Annotated in this window: 7 protein-coding genes; 3 read left to right on the top strand and 4 right to left on the bottom strand. The window is 57.3% G+C overall.

Annotation, left to right across the window (positions count from 1 at the left end; all coding sequences use genetic code 11):
- Positions 1-188 precede the first annotated feature (188 nt).
- The 3 genes from API01S_RS12510 to API01S_RS12500 all read left to right on the top strand — a co-directional run bounded on the left by API01S_RS12510 (position 189) and on the right by API01S_RS12500 (position 7,895).
- Positions 189-1,643, top strand: coding sequence for a Shedu immune nuclease family protein (locus tag API01S_RS12510; RefSeq protein ID WP_006216135.1), 1,455 nt, complete (start codon positions 189-191; stop codon positions 1,641-1,643).
- A gap of 268 nt (positions 1,644-1,911) precedes the next feature.
- On the top strand, positions 1,912-5,973 hold the full coding sequence (locus API01S_RS12505) for an HTH domain-containing protein (RefSeq protein ID WP_006216136.1): 4,062 nt from the start codon (positions 1,912-1,914) through the stop codon (positions 5,971-5,973).
- Positions 5,970-7,895 (top strand): hypothetical protein, encoded by a 1,926-nt coding sequence (locus API01S_RS12500; protein ID WP_006216137.1) that lies wholly within the window; start codon positions 5,970-5,972, stop codon positions 7,893-7,895. The genes API01S_RS12505 and API01S_RS12500 overlap by 4 nt, the downstream gene beginning before the upstream one ends.
- 122 nt (positions 7,896-8,017) lie before the next feature.
- Here the strand turns inward: API01S_RS12500 and API01S_RS12495 are convergent, their stop codons facing one another.
- From API01S_RS12495 to mobH, 4 genes are read right to left on the bottom strand one after another with little or no spacing between them, the layout of a single operon-like run.
- Entirely contained in the window at positions 8,018-8,572 is a 555-nt protein-coding gene (locus API01S_RS12495) for a hypothetical protein (protein WP_006216138.1), read from the bottom strand.
- Positions 8,573-8,607: 35 nt separating this feature from the next.
- Positions 8,608-9,306, bottom strand: a complete 699-nt coding sequence (locus API01S_RS12490; protein WP_039882433.1) for a DUF4400 domain-containing protein — start codon at positions 9,304-9,306, stop codon at positions 8,608-8,610.
- Positions 9,296-11,413, bottom strand: coding sequence for a type IV conjugative transfer system coupling protein TraD (gene traD / locus API01S_RS12485; protein ID WP_006216140.1), 2,118 nt, complete (start codon positions 11,411-11,413; stop codon positions 9,296-9,298). The genes API01S_RS12490 and traD overlap by 11 nt, the downstream gene beginning before the upstream one ends.
- Before the next feature lie 2 nt (positions 11,414-11,415).
- On the bottom strand, positions 11,416-13,344 hold the full coding sequence (mobH, locus tag API01S_RS12480) for a MobH family relaxase (RefSeq protein WP_232294640.1): 1,929 nt from the start codon (positions 13,342-13,344) through the stop codon (positions 11,416-11,418).
- Between the last annotated feature and the right edge of the window lie 371 nt (positions 13,345-13,715).

The raw sequence follows: 13,715 nt of genomic DNA, 5'->3' as shown, positions 1-13,715 counted from the left end.
GGCACCGAGAAAAGGCCGCCCCGAGATGTGGCAATTCCACCCGAAGATTATGCCAGCAGCAGCGCGAAGAGCTCGCTGACCGAGCGTAAGAAGCTTCGAGCTCAGGGCTAACAAGGACACGCCTGTCCGCGATAATCACTCTGCGTTCTTCTTAAGGGCTCAGCCCCAATGTCTCAGGAGGGAGACCGATGGCAAATGGGAAACTTCAAGAACAGGCCGAGTCGTACACGGATGGTCAGGTCATGGAACCAGCGTTCCAATTTCGATCTGGCGTAGCCGATGGTCAAGAATACAGGGATCTGATGATGCAAACCTTCGTAGAGGAGGAAATGCAAAATCGGCGTTGGCAGAGCGAGCCCGAGAACAAATGGCATTTGCTAGCCCGAGTGTTCTCGGACCGCATCGTCACCTATCCCGTATTTACCAATCCTCATGCGCAGCGCTACCTGTCCACTCGACACGGCCGATTCGCGACCGTCGTTTACGAACGACGAGTGGTGAACACGCTGCCCGACAGCCCTGACGCACTAGTTTCAGATATCGAGCTGGCGCTGCCCTGGCGGTCATCCAACCCCTGCACCTACGGATTAGGTTTTATTCAGGAACTGGATGAAGTCTGGCTAGGCCTCTCGCGTTTCCCAACTCTCAACACCCTTGTGGTGGCGCGCGACGGCGAAGCTCGGATTGACGGAAATACGGTACGGATTCCTGAAGAGGACATTGATCAAATTCGCCGGGCTTTCAGCCGTGAAGCACGCAGAATACGCGGTTATTTTCGACAGTCCAAATCAATTCACGTTCGCAATGCGCTGCTGGCGCCGCTTGATCCTGAACGGTTTCCGCCGATAGTACATGTCGCGAAAAGCGGTGAGCTTATGGAGGTTCGCCTGGACCGCGGAAAGCAGAGCAAGGCCGCCGGACGCGCAGCGAGAAAAGCCACGGTGGAAGCCGTACGCACAAATGTTGAAACGCTAGCTGCAGAAGCCCCTAAGGAGCTCTTGGAGCTGCACGCCGAGATCGAACGGGTCACCCTTGAGCAGATGATTGAAAAGTACGAGGACATGCTGCAGAAGAACCTGCCCGAACCGGTATGGCAGAAATTCTTCGAACGCAACATATTCATTCTCACAATGGTTTTCGCCCGCCCGGTCAGGCTCCTTCATGCACAGTTCCACGCCCGAGGTGGGGGCTTGGACGGCACTGGCGCGCAGATTGGCGACTTCCTACTCGCTGAAAAGGGTTTCGCGATGGCCATCGTGGAAATCAAGAGACCGAGTAGTCCACTGCTACGCGAAAAGGCTTACCGGAATAGGGAAGTGTTTGCGCCGGATGAAGAATTGAGTGGCGCGGTATCGCAAGTACTCTACCAACAGAGCAAATTTCATGAAAACTGGCTATTTCATCAGAGCCGCCCAGAGCTTCAGAACTCGCGTCCGGAGGCGATCAAGTGCGTGGTCATCAGTGGAGTGTTGCCCACAAACGAGATGCAACGACAGAGCCTTGAAGTGTTCCGCAACGCTTGCAAGAACGTTGAGATCATTACCTTCGACGAGCTGCTGGGCAAGCTACAACTGTTGTTGAAGCATCTGACGCCGCATGCACCGCCGCAGCTCACCACGCCCGAGGATGATGTGCCGTTCTAAAACCTGAACAAGCATATCTGTTGATTGCAGCCCGCCTGCACTAAGTTGACGGGCATTTTCTCTACCCGCACTCTGGTTTGTTTTCCAGTAGCATCCTAACAACAATCACTGGTCAAGACGATGGGCAGATGGCAGGATTTGTCGCAAGCGTGTCAGGATCCGGAACAGAGAGCGCCACTCTGTCCGAGGTGGACCGAGCAGACTCCCTGTCCCGATGCGACCCTTTACTTGACCAGGATCCACCTGATCGCCAAGGCTACGTACAGGAATGGCAAACCGTTCATATACCCAAAAGACCCTCAAGGTTTTATTTGGCAGCAGTGGCAATCAGTGCGCTCATCCCGAGTGTACTAACCCCGTAATTGTTTCTGGCACGGAGCAATCCGACAACGCAGTCGCGGGGCAGATATGCCATATTTTCGCAGCGTCCGATAACGGGCCGCGAGGAAAGCCCGATCTCACTGATGAGGAGCGAAATAGCCCCGAGAATCTCATTCTCTTATGTGGCTTTCACCATCCGATGGTGGACACCCAATACCAAGAGTACCCTGCCGAGGTTTTGAAGCAGTGGAAACGAGATCACGAGGCAAAATTCCAGCCGGCAACCGCTGAGGCTATGCGTCGCCTCGAGCAGGTTCAACAATTAGCCTTCACGACGAAGCTGACGGATCAGCAGATCGCCGCGGAAGCGCGTCGTATCCGTCAGGCTCGGCATCTCACTGGATATGCGGGCGCCGAAAAGGCGCGCGCTTTAGCGGCCAGCATCGAGAACAACGAACTGGCGGGCGGCTCCAGCACTGTGAAGGCTCAAGCGCTAGCCTGGTGCGCGAGGATCCTATCTTGGAAGGAGAATCGAGATCGAGCAAAGGAACTATTAGCGAAATCGCGTGATCTAGGGGGAGGTCCAGAAGCAGACATTGCTAGCGCTTTCATCGTGGCTGCGGAAGCCGGGACAAGCGCGGCTGCTCTGTCACAGCTCGCGCCGATGGGTACGCCTGAATCCCGGTCCGCCATGCTGCGAATAGTCAGCAATGAGAAGGGCCCAGCAGGCGGCCTGGATTGGGCGCAAAAAGCCGGCTTGGATTTCAGTTCGTTCGATAGTGACGGCAAACTGAACTTCATCATGAACGAAGAGCTTGCCGGGCGCTGGAGCGAGGCCTACGCGCACGTCCAACTCCTCGGCCCTTCGGACTTCGATGAAACTCCAGTTCTAAACTATGTGGCGGCTCAGGCCTATTTTGCCCGCGTCATTCCCGAAGACCTCCGGAGGCAGACGCAGTTCCAAGTGCCATTTGACGCGGCGCGCTTCCCCATGGCGGACGATCAGCAGGCGTTGCAGGATAGAAGGCGTGCCATCGAGTTGTATGAAAAGCTGGCGACCATCGCCGAAGAATTCGGCGCCGTCGAGGCTAAACAGCTGAGCGTCGAAATGGCTCTTTGGCTTCGCCTTCGTGACTCCGAGTTTCATGATCGCGCTTTGGAAGTCCTGCGTGAGCAAATGAATGACGACACGATAATGCTCAGACGTTTACCGCTGGCCTTGCAGTTCGGTCTCAACGTCGACCTGGTTGCGGTCGAGCGGCGCATCAACCAACGTGTTGCTCTGAGCGGCAAAGGCACGCCTGACGAAGCCGTGGCTCGCCTCGCGATCGCGATGACTAAAAAGAATCCTGCCGCGATAGTCGAATACATCGCTGCGCATCGTGATCAGCTATTCGAGTTTTTGGACCGACCACGGCTCCTTTGTATGGAGATTGAACTTCTGTGCAAGTCGAGACAGATCGAAACTGCAAAGCAAACGCTAGCCCAAATGGAGCAAGTCGATATCGGCGAGCTCAATTACGAGCGCTTGCAACGCATGATCGCAGAAGCCGAAGGGGCCGATCCGGCCGCCGAGCGGCGGAGACTCTACGAAAAAACAGGTGAACTTCGCGACCTCGTAGACCTAGTGAACTTCCTTGAACAGGAAGAGGCTTGGCAGGATCTATTTCCATTGGCGGAACTGCTGTTCGACCAGACACGCTCGGTCGAAGATGCTGTTCGCGTGGCTCGCGCATTTAACTACGCCGGCGATTCAAAGCGTGTTCTGGAGTTTCTGAAACGAGTCCCCGATATCGTTGCTCAAGATGACGACCTGCAAGCGCTTCTTGCTTGGGCGCTTTATCAGGATGGTCAATTTAGTGAAGCATCGAAAGTTCTGGCACCTTTGCGGACGAAGCGAGATCACGTCCACGACCGCGCGCTGTTCGTCAACCTAGCTATCGCTTCTGGCCAATGGGACTTGTTGGTCGGGTACACGACTCGTGAGTGGGAGCAAAGAGGCCAGCGCACCGCGGAGGAATTGCTTCGCACGGTCCAACTGGCACAGGCCGTCAATGCGCCACACGCGAGGGACTTGATCCTCGCGGCAACTGAAGCAGCCCCCGATAATCCTCACATCTTGGCTTCGTCTTACTTTCATGCGTCGAGAGCCGGATGGGAGGACGATCCTACGGTGAGCGGTTGGCTGCTGCGTGCAGCAGAAACCTCGGGGGATCAGGGGCCTCTAAAATCGGTCACCATGAAAGAGCTGTTCGAGCTCAAGCCTGATTGGGATCGTCGCCAAGATCAAATCTACACCGCCTTGAATGCCGGCAAGATCACAGTGTCTGGTGCAGCTAATGTGCTGAACCAGTCGATGTTTCAGAATTGCTTGCTGCGCCCTGCGGCCAATCGGCTGGAGTCTGATGCGCGGAGGCGTAGCCTTGTTCATGCCTTCAGCGGAGCACGACCAGCAATTTTGCAACTGAGGCCGGATCGCATAGCGCTTGATCTCACGGCCATTTTCACCTTCGCGCAGCTCGGCCTACTGCCGAAGCTCATTGCTCACTTCGAACGCGTGCTGATTCCGGATCGGTTGCTGGTATGGCTGTTTCAAGAGCGTCAGCGTGTCGCCTTCCATCAACCAAGCAGGATTGCGAATGCTCGGTTTCTGAGACGCTTACTTGCAGACGGTTCTCTGAAAATCTTCTCTTCTCAAAGGCAAGCCAATGCCAACCTCGCTCGGGAGGTTGGGTTTGACCTCGCTTCCATGTTGGAAGCCGCGGCTCAGTCCACGACCGACGCTTACGTCGTTCGCTCTTCGCCAGTTCATCGCCTCGGCAACGTTATGGGAGAGGAGGCTGATCTCAAGTCTTATGAGGCATGCTTGTGCAGCTGTCAGGCGGTGATCGATGTCTTGCGCCTAAAGGGAATGATCACAGCCGCCGAGGAGCAGCGTGCCCTTTCTTATCTGAGTATTCATGAAAAGCGTTGGCCCGCCGAGCCGCGTATCCGAGACGGCGCGATCCTATATCTGGATGACCTTTCCACGACCTACCTACGTATGGCGGGCGTCCTTAATAAGTTGAAGGGTGCAGGCTTCAAGGCTCATGTCACAAAGTCGTTGGAGGATCAAGACAATCAACTGCTCACTTATGAGAGCTTCGCCGGCGAGCAGCTGGCCACGATCGAAAACATTCGCTCTGTGCTGACCTCCGCGCTTGCCACAGGAAGGGTCGAGACGATCGCGTCGCCTGATAACGATAACGAAGATGCCGAGCTACAAGCGCAATTGAATTTTCTGGCGACGGACAAGCCGATTGATGCATTCGTTGTAGATGATCGCTTCGTGAATCGCTATGTCCATATGGATCGCGGCGGCCAGCAGACACCGATATTGACTAGCCTTGATGTGGTCGAATATCTGGTAGCTTCCGGCAGCCTGCGAGTCGAAGAAGGTCGAGAGCACCGGACCACGTTGAGGCGATCCGGATATACGTTCGTGCCCGTACGGGAAGATGAGTTGACGCATCATCTGATGCAGGCTCCGGTCGACAACGGATCACTTATCGAAACCGCAGAGCTTCGAGCGATTCGAGAGTCCGCGCAGCTGCTCCAATTGGCGAAGGTCCTCCAAATTCCCCACGAACTCGCTTGGCTCAACCAGTACACGATCGCATTGATTCGCGCAGTCCGCACAGTCTGGGTCACTGAGAGTGATCCGGCGACCGCGGAAGCCCGCTGCGAATGGCTCCTTGCTCGACTTGACATTCGCGGATGGGCATCGATTTCCGAGAAGGGGGCTGCGAGGCGATTTTCGGTGATGAGCTATGCAGGAGTACTTCATTCGCTCAGCTGCGCTCCGGAGATTACCCTTAAGCAAAAGAGCCAGCCTTATCACAGATGGATCGATGAACGTCTTATCGGGGAGATGAAAGAAACGGAGCCCGAGATCTTCAATCAAGTCATCTCCTTAGCGACAGAGTTACTCAGTGAATCTGTGAAGGCCGACGCAAAGGAAGAGGCATGACCGACCAGGACGCGTACCTTAAGGCGGCTTATGCCATCGCACTCGCCAATGGCTATTCGCCACTGATCAGGGATGAGCTACTCTCAAACCCCGAAATCTTGCGCCAGGATGACATCGAAACCGACGCGGTAATCACTCTCGGTGCCGGGAATTTGTCGTTTCGACGCTCGCAACTGTTCCCTGCCATTGCGGGGGCCTATGCCGGAGTTTCAAGCGCAGCCATTGCGACCGTTTCTGGCGACGTATGGTTGGCGACCTTTGTTCCTGAAGCCAAGCCGCCCAATGTGGCGCTCATGCACGAGGGGCGACAACTGCTCGTGGCTCATTTCGCCCTACTGGCTCCGGGCGCTGAGGCACGACTCCAAGCTTTTCAATTGTTCGCCGACGAACACCAGCTCGCAGGGGATGTCGTAGAGCGCTGGCGCACCCTGCTTTCTGAAAGGATGCCGACAGACCACGAAATAATTGGGCTTCGCAGCGATCTTCGGAACACGCCCTTTGGTGCCGTCAACGCCGTTAGAGAGAGCCTAGAAAGCGGGAATCTATCACTCGAAACCCTGGTGCCCCGCAGCGAAGCTTACTATCGGCAATTAGTTGGCGGAGGCGGTACCATTAACACGCTCGAAGCCTACGTTGGCGAGGTGGCGGTGCCGTTCCTAGGCGATTTGCTCGCGGATGGTCGTCAAGAATCATTGGTCCTTGCTTGGCCTCTCTGTTCCCACCAATCGATCAGCCATGTGATTGAGCGGGAATGCAGGTTCAGCGATGATGTCTTGGCCGACAGTTTCGCGCGCCTCGCATATGACGGCGATCCTATTAGCCGCACAGGTGCGATCGAGGTGGGTCTAAGCCGGGTACACGAGAATTCGGCGTTGAAGCAGCCGTTGGCAGAATTGATTAACGCGTTTCTTGACGGCGTTCCCGATGAGAAGGCAGATGAGTACGAACTTCTTTCCGCCTTGTTCAGCTGCATCTATGGGCAAATGGCCAGATGTCGCATCCTCCCAATGTGGCCGCCCTTTGCTCGGCGTCTGGCTGCACTCACCCACGCGAGTCTGGTCGCTCATAACTGTTTATCGGACTTCGCAGACGGTACGGCGTTCGTCCAGTGGTTGCGCGGCGCTAACCAGGCCCATTTCGTCATGCAGACCATCGTCGACTTGCGAGTCGAGCCCCGTTGGTTTCCGGAGCTTAATTCGGCCGAGCACTGGAAGAATGAGCTGTTGGGCCGTGTCTGGGTTGCGGCGAATGCCGCGCCGGAGGCCGTCGAAGCGTTAGGCCTTGCGGAACGACTTATCGGTGAAACTCCTCAAGCTATTATCCGGCAGATCGATCGCTCGGCAGCCTTTTTTCCGGGCCCACTCGAGGGTGGTGTTCAGCCGCAGATCGAGCCCCCACGGGAGATCGCGGCGCAGATCGAGGAGCGTTTGAAAGGGGCTGTTGACACCTCGGCATTCACAGCTTTAATCAATGCATCTCTGCTCTGCCGTGTACCTGAACAACAGGCGAATCAGGCTGCTGAAGCTCTAGAGCGGTGTCACTTCAATATCCCAGTGAACGAGCAGATTGCAGTATCTCATTGCCTTCTCGGCTTGGCGAGGATTGCTGGTATCAATCGCAACTCGAAACTGTGCGAGGCCGTCCATAAGGCGCTGCGGGTTAGCTTGCGCGTCTGCCCCGGTCAGATCACCGCTGAAGAGAGCTTTCGCATTGGAATGTTTGCTTGCGCTGCGCATGTCGAGTTGGGCGACTGGGCGGCGTACGTTGGTCAGTTTATGACTGAACTTTCAATGCAAACTTGGGGTATGGAAGAAACGGCCATCCTGCGGTCCCATCTCGCGACCATGGCTCATCTCGTACCGGAACTTTGGGGAACATGCGGGCAAGCCGATGCCGCCTTCGGTCTGGCACTAGGAAAGTAGGCTCGCTAGGGAAATAGGCGTCGAGGGGCAAGCTGAAGGGCAAGTCCGGTCAGCCGCGGAAACGACGCATGCCTGTGGGTAATTTTCTTCAATATCGTTTTCACAACGGACCGTTCACATCGTCAATGCGTCACCCCGCTACGAAGCTCTTCCTGCTCTGACGTCGGCGCCAAGCCGACGTGGATCGAAAACGGCAACGGGCGCCCCGTTGCCGCGAGCGCTAGGAGCAGATCGATCTGTTGCGCGTCCTGGTCCCCCAACACTTCCATCAGTTGCACACACCGCTGAACGATGTGCATACGGCGCTGCAGCTTACGCTGCATCGCCTTTACGGCCTGGATGCTGCGTTGAGGCTCGCCAGCGTCAACCGAACGCATGCTATCCAAGAGCTGCCAATCCTGTTGGCGCAGGGGGATGCGGTGTGGCGTGTTCCGTGCGGTGCCAATTGTCTCGCTTTGATCGAACGCCTGCTCAGGCGGCAGTGAGCCACCGACGGCAAGAATTCCCATCGCAATTGCGAAGAGCCCCGAACGCCGCTCAACCCCCAGTCCAATAGTCCGACCTGGCCGGCCGTTGTCCTTCCTCTCGCGGATCCGAATTTCGACATGATGACTGCTCGGCCGGCCTTCAATACATAGGAAGACCTGGCCGACCGCAACGCGCATAATTTCTTTCATTCATTCGTCCTGACCGCCGTAGGCGCTTTTTTGACTTATAGATACTTCTTAAAGTATTTGGCCATGATCCAAACGAGAACTGCTCCACCCGCCGCGACGGGAAGGAAGAACATGGACAGCGACATCGGTGCCGGCACGATGAGCCAGACTACCGCCACCATTGGAACAATGCCCCGATTAAGCAGGCGCTTGGCGCGCGTGTGACGTGTTGCCGATTCATGGCCCCCGCATTCCCGTCGCACATAACGCGCCACCAGCCCGTCCGTCAGAGCGAGCGCGAGCAGCAGCGCCAGGGCGGGCAGCGCGCTAAACAGCAGCAGCAACCGCACACCAAGCAACTCGACGGCATGCATAGTCACGAGCACTAGCTCGCGCCCCTGTCCTCGGGTCGACCTTTGCAGCGCGCCTCCGAGAAGACTGGGCGGGGAAGCACTTGTCTCGCTCGATAGCGCCGCTGCCACCCCTGGCCAACCAAACACCAATGCCCGAGATATGCCAGCCACCTCATCAGCGGCATTTCGGTTGGGCGCTTGGTCGAGATAGTGCTCGACCAGGTCGCTCATGTACTTTGACGGCTCCTGTTCGGTCTGGAGGCCTACGGCAACCACAAGGGAGGCCACAACGGACAGGAACATCACCATGATGAGCCAAACGGAAAGATGAAGCGCGGCGTGTATCGGCCAAAAGAATGCTCGTACGCCATCCTCTCCCGACGCTTTGTCGTTAGAAGCCACTTCCAGTCCCCTCCACTGTCACACGGGACGATACAGCCTCAATTCGCTGCTCAGCGACTGAGTACGAACCCTCAAAGTCCTGCATGCCTATGATTCGTCCCGCGTCCGCCGCATCTGCGTATGCCTGGTAAGTCGATCGCATACTCTTGACAACGTCAGCCAACCCACTTGGCATCAGCGGATCTGCGTCTTTGCTGGCCAAGGGCAAACGCAGCTTTACGAGCTGTCCGCCCTCAATGAGGGCGAACGCTTGTCCTTTAGGCAATTGCACCAGATCCGATGGGTCGACCAAAGGCACCTCCCGCGGCGAGTACTTATCCTGAGTACGCGACGTGAAATCCGTTACTCCGTCGTCAGTTCCATCCCCGGTCGCGGAGTCCAATTGCCGCGTGTAAATCTGCACCTTCGGCAGTTGATCGGTGAGAATTTCCGCAGTTGGCAGGTTCTTGACCCGCATCATCACCAGGGTATTAAAGTTGCCGAAGATCTGATCCGCCTTGGCTTTCGAGCCAATCCGAGACTCAACGTCCGACCCCGTCTGCGTGTACGCCGTCACCTGATAGCCGGCACCGCCCGCCTTGTTCACCATGGGAATGAACTCGTCACCGACGAGCTCGTTGAACTCGTCGGCGTGGATGCACACGTTCCGCTTACGGCCTGGCGTCGTCTGTCCGTATCCCGACCCGAATTTGTACAGGCGCCCGGCCGTGGATGTCAGGTCAGCGAACATCGAATTGCCGACTGCACCAGCAACCTCAAAGTCGCTCAGCGCGTCCAGGCCGACGTACACGATACCGCCTGTGTCTATGACTTTTTGCCAGTCGAACACTGTGCGAGGATCCGTAGGATCTGAATAGTCGGGCGACAACAGCTTCGATACTGGCCCAGTTGTGAGTTTCTCCAGCAAGGGATAGAGGGAAGAAACCAGCTTCTCGAAGTACGACCGGTCATTCGTGAGAACGCTGGCGAGGCCGTCCGCAATCTGGTCGTGCCAGCCCTTGTCTCGAATTAGCTTGAGAATCTGCAATGGGTACATCGCGCGGCCTGTCTTTTGAGCCTGGGCTTGAAGCTGCTTGTCTGGCTCCGCCATCTCATCACGCCAGCCTGCATAGTCTCGGTCCAGCCAGTATTCGAAGTACTTCAGACAAAGATCATCAATGTTGACGGCGTTCTGGTAGATCACTTCATAGCTGGGCTTCATGCCAAGCGCTACCATCGCGCGCGCCATCACGTTGATGTAGCGCCACACGAACTCTCTGAAAGCCGCGGCCTGGCCCTCTGAAGGCAGTTGCCCCGCGAGTCGTGTTGCCACCTCGGTAATCCGGGAAAACGTCGCGATGGGTGAGTACCTCGAAGACGCATCCGGATAGCCAAGATGAAAAAAGCGGAAATCTTTCTCACGCCCCGCACGGCAAGCCTCTGCATACATCCTAAGCAGCAGCTCGACGTCCCCTTTTGGGTCGAAGACGACGACAACATCGCCCCGGCGGATATCCTGCGTGACTAACAGTTCACATAGCCGCGTCTTGCCCACTCGCGTTGTGCCGAGCACCAACGTATGCCCGACTCGCTCGCCAAGGTTGGACCACATATCCCGTTCGTCTGGCTCCACGCCGTGAATTGCGGGATCTCCACCGACGGGAGGCAACGGTTTGGCCGGGTTCCACCAAGCGTCCTTTCGGAGCTGATCCGCTAGCCATCCAGGATGTTGGCGTTCTACTCGACGGGCCCACTGATAAAGCTCGTTCCTCGCAGTCAGGTGCTTGTATTGGGGGAGGCGAGCAATGTGGAGCCGCTGCGTGTGCTCTTGGGTCCAGTAAAAACCCTTTCCTAAAAACAGTTCAGTCGACGAGCAAGGGATCTCATCGGCGGTGAGCGAGTACGTCGGCAACTGTCGCAGATTACGTTGAAAGCGAACAAGGCGCCGCGCTTGACGAGCTCTGATCGCCGCGAGCGAGAGCAGTCCTGCGCTCAGTATCCCGCCCGTGGCAGGAGTGACCAGGAACAGGCCTTGAAAAGTCCAAAGAGCGCCGACAGACGCAAGTGCGGCGACCGATGAGATTGCCTCATACGGTCGCCGGAAAAGATTCTCGTATGGATGTGCCATGATCAAGAGCTCGCGCCCGTGGAGGCCGGCTTCAACAGTTGGTTCGGCGTTGGGACAGGTTGAAAGAAGCGCTCGGGCCCTCTGACAAGAATGCCGGTTAGCTGCTTTCCGCCCGGCCCGCTCACGTTGTACCGATGCAGAAAGGAGCCGGACGAGCTCTTCTGCGGATACTCGGATTTCTGAAATTGCTGCTGCAGGATTCGCCACGGCTCTTTGGCCGCGGCGCCGTGCACCGGCGCTGGCACGTCAATTCTGGCCTCGAAATTCTCCGCGTAGTCCTTAAAGATCTTTGGAGAGACAAGCAGCATGCCCTCCTCGCAAAAATGCACTGCCGCGTTCGCCTCGTTGTAAGGTAGCGATCCTGTACTAACGCCCGTCTGAATCCACGCCATGAACCGCTCAACGTTCGCTTTTCGTGCGGGCATGGTGGGCAGCGCGCTGGGAGCTGGCGCAGCCCTGACGCGCGGCGCCACTGGCGCACTCATCAGTTGAGGTGCTTCAACTTCAATGGTTTGCACCAGCTCCGGAAGTGCGCAGTCGATGTCGTCAAGATATCCGTCGTCTGCCGCTGGAAGAGGGTCAGCCGCCAACCCCTGAACGTCCTGCACCAACCCCAAATCTTCGGGTTCATGAGCATCAAGCGCAGGGAGATCGTCTATGGACGGAACCGCATCGGGCTCGCATGAAACAGCGAGGGCCTGGTCGCTGGGGAGCACATCGTCCACTGCTTCCGGTGGGGGCACATCATCCTCGGGCCGCTGAGACAGCGGCTCGGGTGCTGGGAGTGGGTCGCTGCCCCGCTCCAATCCAGCCGCGCTAGCCCCGGACTTTCCATCGACTACGGAAATTGCACCAGGCGGTAACGCTGCTGGATACTGAGATTCGTCCAGGAACAACAAGGAAAGGGGAAATCGGAGCACGGTAAGACGTTGAGACCACGCACCGATATCAATCCTGACCGTCCAAATGGCTGCGCCAGCGTCATTCGACTTCGCTGCGCCATACTCCTGCCATGTATCGAACAGGCGTGAGTTGTCTTCCGGTATCCCCGCTGCGCCAGGCCGGCGCTGCTCGGTTTGCGCCAGATGATCCCTGACTAGCTTGGCAATTGACCCAGAGACGCACCAGAGCGATTCTCCGTCGCAAAAGCCAACCGCTCCAGCCCGATTCATGGACACGGACCCTTCGGCCAAGGCGCGACGGAGCCCCCCCATAAGCCGCTCAATCAGCGGGACCGCTCGAGCGGACGCAAAACGAGTTCTTGGACCAATCGCGAGGTTGCTCGCCACGGACTGTTTGTCCGCCCTGCCCACCAGTTCCGCGATCACACCCTTCCGTTGCTCTCCCCCAAGATAGTCGAAGAGTTCGTCCATGAGGGCAGGATGCTCGCCGATCCAGGCCAGAGCCTGGCCGGGAACGAGCGTGCGCAGCAACGGCAGGCTCAATCGCTCGTGCTGGCGATAGTTTTTCTGCTCAGGAAAATTGACGACGTACCACTCACCGCCCTGCTCCAGCATCGTGCCCCCAAGCGGCACCCAAGGCTTTGCAGCTCCCGTTGCGGTATGCACTTGGACCAACACGTCCGTAACCGGCTTTCCAATGTCGTGCAACAAGCTCGCAACTAGCACCGCATACGTGTACCTTGCAGCGAGCCGTGTTTGCTCTTCTGGCGCCACGCCCATAGGCAGCTTGTACGCATCACGAAAATGCAGGGCGTGCGCCGCAACCTCAAGTAGATGCACCAGAAGGCCGCCCGGCTGCGCATGATGATGTGATTCAGATGCAGGCAACAATTGGACAAACTCTGCGAAGGCATCCAGTAGCGGCTGAACATCCCGCGAAAAGTTTTCAGGCGTGAACCCCATGCGCTGGCGAATCTGCTCCAGTAATGGAGTCGCCCCTACAGCGTCGAACAGATGATGTGCGGGCATGACCTCCAGATGTCGAGAGCTCGGAGCCATGCGGCGAGCCGACTCGCCTTCGGGATGACCACCAGCCTCTACGCTTGAGCGTGGTGCCCTTCGCAGCCACCATAGCGCGCCGGCGGCAGCTCCAGCACACGCGAGAAGTACCAGGTCAGACTCCACCGTCAGCACCGTCTGTGCCCTCAAGCTGAATCAGTGCTGCAACCAGGTAGCCCCGAACGTAGCTGCGCCAGGTGTCTGCACCGACCTCAGACGCGTACACAACGACAAGCGTGCCGGAGGCAGCTTGAAAATCACTGAAGCGTTCAGCGAGAGGGTCCCACTGCCTCGTCGAGTCAATGGTGGCCGCCCGCCAGCGCGTACACGGAAGGTCCACC

The sequence above is a fragment of the Achromobacter piechaudii NBRC 102461 genome, from assembly GCF_001571245.1.
Lineage (GTDB): Bacteria > Pseudomonadota > Gammaproteobacteria > Burkholderiales > Burkholderiaceae_B > Achromobacter > Achromobacter piechaudii.
This window is presented reverse-complemented; position numbering and strand designations above follow the sequence as displayed.

Bases quoted from the DNA above. Each gene is read 5' to 3' on its own strand.
- API01S_RS12510 (WP_006216135.1), top strand. From the start codon at position 189: ATGGCAAATGGGAAACTTCAAGAACAGGCCGAGTCGTACACGGATGGT.
- API01S_RS12505 (WP_006216136.1), top strand. From the start codon at position 1,912: ATGGCAAACCGTTCATATACCCAAAAGACCCTCAAGGTTTTATTTGGC.
- API01S_RS12500 (WP_006216137.1), top strand. From the start codon at position 5,970: ATGACCGACCAGGACGCGTACCTTAAGGCGGCTTATGCCATCGCACTC.
- API01S_RS12495 (WP_006216138.1), bottom strand. From the start codon at position 8,572: ATGAAAGAAATTATGCGCGTTGCGGTCGGCCAGGTCTTCCTATGTATT.
- traD (WP_006216140.1), bottom strand. From the start codon at position 11,413: ATGGCACATCCATACGAGAATCTTTTCCGGCGACCGTATGAGGCAATC.
- mobH (WP_232294640.1), bottom strand. From the start codon at position 13,344: ATGCCCGCACATCATCTGTTCGACGCTGTAGGGGCGACTCCATTACTG.